Origin of the sequence: Dietzia sp. B19, assembly GCF_014145155.1 — a bacterium.
Taxonomy (GTDB): Bacteria; Actinomycetota; Actinomycetes; order Mycobacteriales; family Mycobacteriaceae; genus Dietzia; species Dietzia natronolimnaea.
The window spans coordinates 1-1,971 of sequence record NZ_JAALED010000517.1; the positions used below are offsets into that span (position 1 = coordinate 1).

At 72.0% G+C, this 1,971-nt stretch carries 4 protein-coding genes, 1 pseudogene and 1 riboswitch; of the genes and pseudogenes, 2 read left to right on the top strand and 3 right to left on the bottom strand.

Annotated features, from left to right (window positions below; translation table 11 throughout):
- Positions 1-109 precede the first annotated feature (109 nt).
- Genes G6020_RS14125 through G6020_RS14135 form a run of 3 tightly spaced genes read right to left on the bottom strand, consistent with a single transcriptional unit; the run spans position 110 to position 1,194 of the window.
- Entirely contained in the window at positions 110-586 is a 477-nt protein-coding gene (locus tag G6020_RS14125) for an SRPBCC family protein (protein ID WP_179523243.1), read from the bottom strand.
- Positions 583-840 (bottom strand): hypothetical protein, encoded by a 258-nt coding sequence (locus G6020_RS14130; protein ID WP_182611046.1) that lies wholly within the window; start codon positions 838-840, stop codon positions 583-585. Before G6020_RS14130 ends, G6020_RS14125 begins: the two co-directional genes overlap by 4 nt.
- Before the next feature lie 39 nt (positions 841-879).
- Complete coding sequence (locus tag G6020_RS14135) at positions 880-1,194, bottom strand: SMR family transporter (protein ID WP_179523245.1); 315 nt, start codon at positions 1,192-1,194, stop codon at positions 880-882.
- A gap of 9 nt (positions 1,195-1,203) precedes the next feature.
- A riboswitch (guanidine-III (ykkC-III) riboswitch) is annotated at positions 1,204-1,271 on the bottom strand.
- Positions 1,272-1,421: 150 nt separating this feature from the next.
- On the opposite strand from G6020_RS14135, the gene G6020_RS14140 reads away from it, so the two are divergent.
- Both G6020_RS14140 and G6020_RS14145 read left to right on the top strand, forming a co-directional pair.
- Entirely contained in the window at positions 1,422-1,721 is a 300-nt protein-coding gene (locus G6020_RS14140; RefSeq protein ID WP_182611047.1) for an EthD family reductase, read from the top strand.
- Between the two features lie 50 nt (positions 1,722-1,771).
- Positions 1,772-1,971: pseudogene (locus G6020_RS14145) on the top strand (hypothetical protein); the annotation flags it as partial.

Sequence of the window (1,971 nt, forward strand, 5' to 3'; positions counted from 1 at the left end):
GCTCCTGGGGTTGACCTTCGTCGGTGGCCCGTGGTCCCGGATCGCCGCGGCTCCGCTGCTCCTCACGCGCGCCTAGACCGCGCCCGGCCCGCGGCGCGCGGCCGGATCGTCAGCGGTTCGACTCGTACCTCGCGGCCAGGCGCGAGAGCGTCTCGGTGATCCCGGCGGCGTTCTTCTCCGCCATCCCGACGCGCTCCATGACCCGCCCGATCTTCGACTCACGGTTGTCGAAGCTCTCGGTGACCTCGGTCCGCCCGTCGGCGGTCGGGGTGAACTCCCAGCGCCAGCGGTGCCCGGCGGGGTGGGCCCACTCGACGACCTTGAGCTCCGGGGTGTCGACATGCTCGGTCACCGTGGAGGTGATGCGGTACGGGACGCCGTACATCCGCATCCTCGTGGTGAACTTCGCACCCTCGGACAGGGCGGACGGGCCCTTGACGTTGTCGCGGACCGTCCCCGATCCGTCGACGAGGCCGTGCTTCGCGGGGTCGTTGACCAGCGCGAACAACTCGTCGGCGGGGGCGTTGACGGTGACGCGCCGGGCGACGACGCGCGGTCCGCGGTCGACTGTGGTGATGGAGGTCATGGGTGGACCGGTCCTCTCGGGAGACGTCGATGACGGTGCAGACCACGAGGGGTCTCGGGTCGGTGGGCCTGCCTCCGGACCACCGTACGCCCGAGTTCCGCCACGTTCCCGGCGACCGCACCGAGGCCGGCGCCGATGACCAGGCCCGGGGCCAGGCCGGTCGGGCCGGCGACCGCGAGCCCGATGATCAGGCCGGCCCCGGCCCCGTAGACGAGTCCCAGGCCGACCAGTGGTCCGGCCGCACGCGATCTCATCACCTCACCGTAGACCCCGGCGCCGCGCTGACGAGGCGGTCACGCAGCGGTCTTGAGTCCGACCACCCCGCCGATGATCACCAGGAGGAAGACCACCTTGGCCGGCGAGACCGGTTCCGCGCCGGTGGCCATGGCGTACAGCACGGTCAGGGAGGCGCCGATGCCGACCCACACGGCGTAGGCGGTTCCCACCGGGAGGCCTCTCATCGCGTAGGCCAACCCGGCCATGCTCACGACCAGGGCGACCCCGAACACCACGGACGGGACGAGCCGGGTGAAGCCCTCGGATCTGCCCAACGCGGTGGCCCACACCGCCTCGAGGATCCCGGACAGAACGAGTACGAACCACGCCATGACAGCCTCCGCGGGCCGTCTTGTCGCGCTCCGGGTACGGCGCCCCTCGTCCGGGAGACCCGTCCACGGGACTCTGGGGACCATGCTGGCACATCGGGAGCCGGTCCGACCGATCCGGACTCCGACCACAACCGGCGAATCCGTCTCCCCACCCGACCGACTGCGGCATCATCCCCGGTGCGCGACCCTCCGGACGACCGGATGGAGCGCCCCTCGAAAGGACCCCCTTGATCACCCTCACCGTCCTCTACGGAACCCCCGACGACGTCGAGAAGTTCGACGAGTACTACGACGGGACCCACATCCCCCTCGCCCGCGCGGTTCCGGGCCTCGACGACGCCAAGGTCACACGCTTCCTGCCCGGCCCGGACGGCTCCGCACCCGAGTTCCACCTGATGGCCCAGCTGTTCTTCGCGGACGCCGAGGCGATGGGAGCCGCGCTTGCGACGGACGAGGGCCGGGCACTGGTGGCGGACGGGGCGAACCTCGGGATCACCCCGACGATGCTCGTGGGCTCCACCGGGTAACCGCCGGGAACGCGCGGCCGCGGAGGGGCCGTGGGTACGGTGAGGCCACCATGACCCCTCACCACTCCCCCTCTGCGCGGCCGGACCGGGCATCCGTCCCCCCGTTGGCGGTGGCCGTGATCGGCGCCGGCGCGATCGGGACCGCGGTAGCGGAGGCACTGGAGAACGGCGACGTCCCCGGAGCGCGTCTGGTGGCGGTGCTCCGCTCGGGCAGCACGCGCGACGAGGTCGACGCGGCCGTCGATGCCGC

Excerpts from the sequence above, each read along its gene's own strand:
- G6020_RS14125 (WP_179523243.1), bottom strand. The coding sequence starts at position 586 with ATGACCTCCATCACCACAGTCGACCGCGGACCGCGCGTCGTCGCCCGG.
- G6020_RS14130 (WP_182611046.1), bottom strand. The coding sequence starts at position 840 with ATGAGATCGCGTGCGGCCGGACCACTGGTCGGCCTGGGACTCGTCTAC.
- G6020_RS14135 (WP_179523245.1), bottom strand. The coding sequence starts at position 1,194 with ATGGCGTGGTTCGTACTCGTTCTGTCCGGGATCCTCGAGGCGGTGTGG.